The 5,615-nt window shown below is 37.0% G+C and carries 4 protein-coding genes and 1 pseudogene; 2 read left to right on the forward strand and 3 right to left on the reverse strand.

All coding sequences use genetic code 11. The features are described from left to right. Positions 1-395 (reverse strand): NUDIX domain-containing protein (locus H624_RS0108990; protein WP_026867285.1); only part of this gene is annotated, 395 nt, incomplete at its 3' end. Between the two features lie 332 nt (positions 396-727). On the opposite strand from H624_RS0108990, the gene H624_RS0108995 reads away from it, so the two are divergent. Further along, entirely contained in the window at positions 728-1,321 is a 594-nt protein-coding gene (locus H624_RS0108995) for a hypothetical protein (protein ID WP_026867286.1), read from the forward strand. 688 nt (positions 1,322-2,009) lie between these two features. Here the strand turns inward: H624_RS0108995 and H624_RS0109005 are convergent. Both H624_RS0109005 and H624_RS12875 read right to left on the reverse strand, forming a co-directional pair. Beyond that, positions 2,010-3,842, reverse strand: a complete 1,833-nt coding sequence (locus H624_RS0109005; protein WP_026867287.1) for a heavy metal translocating P-type ATPase — start codon at positions 3,840-3,842, stop codon at positions 2,010-2,012. Positions 3,843-4,134: 292 nt separating this feature from the next. Beyond that, positions 4,135-4,356: pseudogene (locus tag H624_RS12875) on the reverse strand (type I restriction-modification system subunit M N-terminal domain-containing protein); the annotation flags it as partial. Between the two features lie 769 nt (positions 4,357-5,125). Between H624_RS12875 and H624_RS12730 the strand changes: the two are divergent. Next, positions 5,126-5,389 carry a hypothetical protein gene (locus H624_RS12730; protein WP_211220897.1) on the forward strand — a complete coding sequence of 88 codons (264 nt, stop codon included), beginning with the start codon at positions 5,126-5,128 and terminating at the stop codon, positions 5,387-5,389. The last annotated feature ends 226 nt before the right edge of the window (positions 5,390-5,615 follow it).

The raw sequence follows: 5,615 nt of genomic DNA on the forward strand, positions 1-5,615 counted from the left end.
CATTGAGGATGCATTTTCAATAAGTCTCTTGGTAAACTTTGTTGTTCAAAAAATTGAATTTCTTGTGACTCAGAAGAATTACATCGTAGTTCACCCCCAGTAATTTCAGCAAGAAAACAAGTTGTTATAAAATGCACTACTCTTCCATTTGGATAAGTAAAAACCTGAGAATCAGGCTCAGAGTACACACCTATAAGCTTTTTAATTCTAATATCTAAATTGGTTTCCTCTTTTATTTCTCTAATAGCTGCTTCAGAAACTGTTTCCCCTATTTCTATATGGCCTGAAGGAATACCCCAAAGTCCTACATCGGACCTTTTTTGCAACAAAACTTGGTTCCCCTCATTCAAAATAATAACTGCAACACCAGCTTTCAAATCATCGATCCTTTTCATACGATAAATACCTCCTAAATAATAAAAAAAGAGCCGAAGAGAAAGATTTCAACGCATAACAACTACGCTGAACCTTCCCCCTCGGACCTTTTATGTCAATAGGTGCCTTTTACATATTGTAAAAGATGTAGCCCTCGGTCACTGACCTACCTAGATAGCGGAACCCTAGCTACAGTTTTCTAGTTCATTTTTATGCTACCACAATTACTTAGAAAATAAAAGATACTCTTCAACTAGCCTGACCTTAGTTTAGCAAAAATCTACCAGCTATAATGTTTTTCCACACGATAATCCGAATACCCAAAATTTTAAAGGAAGGGAATCGTTTAAACATGAGTAATCCTTCTCAGTTAATGGACTTTGAACACTTTCTTGAAAAGCACTATCAATCGATTATAGATATGGATACAGACTTGAAGATTTATAAAAAAGAATGCAGTCAATTAGTGGATGGCATAATCAGTTTGTTTGAGACGACTGAAATTAAGCATGAAGTAAATAACACTTTAAGGGGCAAGCTTGCAGCACCTGAAGACAAAGTATATTTGAACAAAATTTATAAATTCACTCCTACCACTGAACCATTATCGGCATTGGTAATAGATACAACAGTTACTCAGTATCCGAAGTTATCTATAGCGATCGACTTCGAATTTGGCTATGACAAAGTTATCGGCAGGAGTGGCCTTATACTTAAGATGTTTATAAGAGGCGAGAAAGGTATGCCAGTATGGCACGAAGAACTGATAGACAATTTGACTAAGATAGTAGATGGTGACTATAAAAAAGTAGGTAAGATGGTACATTGTTTCTTCACTTCTGACATTTGGGGCAAGACAGATTTAGAATTAATTGATCTTGTAAAAGAAAAGTATATTGAGATAGTCATCAGCCTTCATAACCTTCGAGTTGATTTAGGAGAATAGCATTAAGTAAGCTTTAAATATTATAGACTTTCAACGCGTTGCCCTGGAAAAAACCGCAGCCCACTCTGATACACCGAAGCTTATCACAAGTAGTGCGTGTTAAGACACAATACGCACATGTGTTAACCACAGAGGGTTATCATAAGTGGTGCGAAGTTTAATTAAAATTAAAAGGAAGCCAGAAATGGCTTCCTTTATTTTATGTCTCATTTAATTTCCTTAAAAGTTTGAAGTATTTGCTAAAGACACAGGTGCTGATGAATTGATTATTGTCACTTACACTTATGATCCAGAAAAACGGAAACAATAGATGGAACTGCTTGCTGACGTGTGGTTCTCTCTTTATTTAACTATCAACACCGTAATTTCTCCTTGATTTGCCACATTAATTACTTTTTCTTTCGGCGTTCCATTTTCATATTGTATCTTGTAAGGAATAGTGTTCATTTCATATACTTCAATAATTTTCGCCAGTTTGTCATTTTAATGTGTGATTTACTGCCACTCGGCATACTGTGTATAATATTATCTCTCGCATCGGACGGGTCCAAGACATATTGTCACCGTCGTTTCTTTATTGATGAAATTTAATGATCCTTCTGCTGCTCTCAGACTGTTTTCCGAACCGTCTGCAGCGAGCAATATTGATTTATACAAGGTGTATTCCTTCTTACAGTAGATAAATATACTATTCTTTCGCTCTTAACAGTCTTAATCCGTTTAGGATAACGAGTATCGTTGATCCTTCGTGGAGGAGCACTGCTGTTGGTAGATTTAGGAGTCCGAATATATTTAATAATACAAGTATAACAATCACACTAATAGAGAAGATAATATTTGCTAAAATAATGCGATTGAGTCGATTACTTAACATGAAACTATAGAATAGTTTTTGTAAGTTGTTTTTTACGATTACGACGTCTGATGATTCCATCGCAACGGATGATCCGCTTCCCATTGCAATACCGATATCAGCGTTTGCCAGTGCGGGTGCGTCGTTGATTCCATCTCCGATCATTCCGACAATCTTACTCTTCTTCTGACTTTCATTTACAAAGCGTACTTTGTCCTCAGGGAGACATGATGCAGTGTAGTCTGTAATGCCCACTTCTCCAGCAACTTTTTCTGCAACATTTTCATTATCTCCTGTTAAGAGTATGACTTCAATATCAGAGTTTTGGAAGTTTTCAACGGCATGTACTGCTTCATCACGGACTTGGTCTGCCAGCGAGAAGAATCCAGTAATTTGTCCACTCTCTCCGACAAAGATATTCGTATTTCCAGCAATGATTTGATCTCTGTAGTTCGATGGGTCTGTGTAGTCTTTAAATGCATCGGGTTTACCGACGATGATATCGCCTTTCTTCATTCCGCTGCCGACGATTTCTTCTATTGGTTCACTGTGATCGACACTATCTAAATCTAAAGTTTTAAACTTCTTCACAATCGCTTCTGCGATCGGGTGACTCGAGTGTTGTTCAATCGTTACCACTTCTTTTAATGTATCTTCATCCGCTGCATATTCTTCAACGACGAAGTCACCGTATGTGAGTGTTCCTGTCTTATCACTATATAGAATGTCCATCGTGCTCAGTGCCTCCATCGCGGCACCGCCTTTAAACAAAATACCGTTTTTCGCACCGTTACTAATCGCACTCAGTGTCGCTGGTGTTGCCGATGCAACGAGCGCACACGGGCTTGCTACTGTCAGCATGACCATTCCACGGTAGAATGATTCTTCAAATCCTAAATTATTAAAGAAGTAAAGGATAGCGATAAACACCGGTACCCCGATTAAAACAGAGATTACATATTTCGATTCAATTCGATCGATGGTTTTCGATAGTTTCGATGGTCTTTGTTGTGCTTCTTCAACCATACGCACGATATTCGAGAAGATTGTATCATCACTCGTTTTAGTTACAGTTAATCTAAACGAGTTGCCATCGTTTACCGTACCAGCAAATACTTCTTCATCCTTTTCTTTTACAACCGGAACAGATTCCCCTGTCAGCGCTGCTTCGTTGACCGATACTTGACGGTCTGCCTTTCCATCGATTGGGATTTGTTCCCCTTTAGCAACAAGGACGATATCGCCTTGGATCAGTTCTTCTGTAGGAACTTCTTTAATTTCTCCATCAGCCCCGATTCTACTTGCTGTTGAAGGAAGGTGGGACATCAGTTCAGAAATTGCTTTTGTGGATTTACTCGTCGCGTAGTTCTCAAGCACTTCAGCACCCGCAAAGATTAGAAGTAACAGTGCACCTTCTGACTCATAATTGATGATGACTGCACCAATGGCAGCAAGAATCATCAGTAAGTCAACGTTTGGTGAACGTTCTCTAATTGTCTCGATGATCGCATTTTTAGATGCATAGAAACCGAGGAAGAAAATTGCAATGTAAAATGCAATGGTACTGTAGATACCCTCTACCGGCATCAACGCAAATCCGAGGATTATAAAGATAATCCCTGCAACGAGAAACTGTCCCTGCCTGTTTGTAAATAAGTAGTTGAACATGATAAAAATCCTTCCGCTTTGATTTCCTTAAGGCTATCTGAAAAATAAAAATCTTCTTATATATTGTATCGTATATAGCGTTTTATTCAATGAATATACCCCGTATATGTATATAGATTTACAAAGAAAAACTCTGCTACATTTTGTCTGTAGCAGAGTTAATATTTTAGTAATCTTTCACTTGTTCAAGCTTACCGTCGTTCATTTGGAACACGCGGTCACAGTATTCAAGCATACGTTCATCGTGTGTCACCATGATTGCTGCTTTATTGTGTTTTTTCACACCGTTAGAAATCAGTTGAACGATTTCAGGTTTCTTAAAGTTTTCATTGAAATATGTCCAGCGTGCTTCTTTTGGCATCCAGAAAATATTCTCTGCCATATATTCATCTTTATCTTCTTCATCTGCGTATTCATCTTGAATCAGTTAAGCATTTTTCTCTTCAAATGCATCTGAGACGTACTTTAAGAAGATTGATCCAAGAACCACACTTTTATATTCTGAGACATCCATTCGTCCTCTGAGTTTATCAGCGGCTTGCCATAATTTCTCTTCTACTATATCTATTAACTACAATTCTATAATACTTAAAGTGAATATGTAACTAGGAGACAGTGAGATAAAGTATGCAAAAAAATTAGGGGATGGGACAAAAGTCTTGAAGATATAGAAAAATAATAGATAGCCGGACGTTAGACTTCTAGGAAATAGCATCTGCGTGAGACTATAGGCACACAGATACCCCAGAAAAGCTAACGTCCGGCTTATTTTTGAAGGGAATGGTTTTGTCCCAGCCCCTAAAATTATTTAAGAAAATATATCTTATTCTGATATTTGATCTAATAAATTATAGAATGAGTGCTGTTTATCACGTATAGTACCGAGGGACCGTCTTATTCCATGTTTTATAAATTATTACTATAACCCGTCATTTCATTGTACAGGTAATAGTTATCAGCATCACAACTCATGACACAAATGATAATTTCATCATTTTCTAGCACGAGTATGTTATGAAAAAAACTTAACATAAACATTAATTTAAGGAAAGGTAATGTGATATTTAACTGCCTTTACGTTTTTCAATCCTTCAAGAGTCTAGATATTATATAGGAACATAAGGAAATCTGTGAAGGTATTATTGATAGGCTGATTGAAGGAGAAAACAAAGCTAGAGACCTAGAATTATAATATAAACCTCTCCTCCTACTCATTCATCAGTCAACCTTTGATAAGTCATGATGCGGCCTCTAAATCAACGGTACTTGTTTTAGGTAAAACATTGGCAGCTAAAGGATTGGAGCGTGGTATTACGGTAAATATGTTGGCGTTTGGTGCTTTCACAGCATTGTCTGGAAGTATGGAAAACGAAGAAGGAAGAGTCAGGGAGAACGAATTGGAGCTGAACGGGTTTCACCTGCTGTTTTGTGGTTATTTCACAAAGATAATCAATATAATGGTAAAATTTTCGAAGTGGCAGCAGGAAGAGTCGCTGAGAACTTCTTTGGTTCTAACTAAGGCTACTGGGATAAAGATCTTACAGTAGAAAAATTATTTGAAAATGAAGAAGCTATTCTAAATCAAGATGGATATAAGAGTTTAGAAAATACTGTTGATGTATCGAAATGAATGACTGAATATAACACGGGCTGGTAGTATATATACGAAGATACCAAGGTTTGAAAATTATATTTAAAGTCGTTAGACTACATTAATTTAGAAGGATTATTCTGAAAACTCAAAGTGACATTCAATCAAATTGTTAAACGTCC

Origin of the sequence: Jeotgalicoccus marinus DSM 19772 (genome assembly GCF_000425825.1) — a bacterium.
Lineage (GTDB): Bacteria > Bacillota > Bacilli > Staphylococcales > Salinicoccaceae > Jeotgalicoccus > Jeotgalicoccus marinus.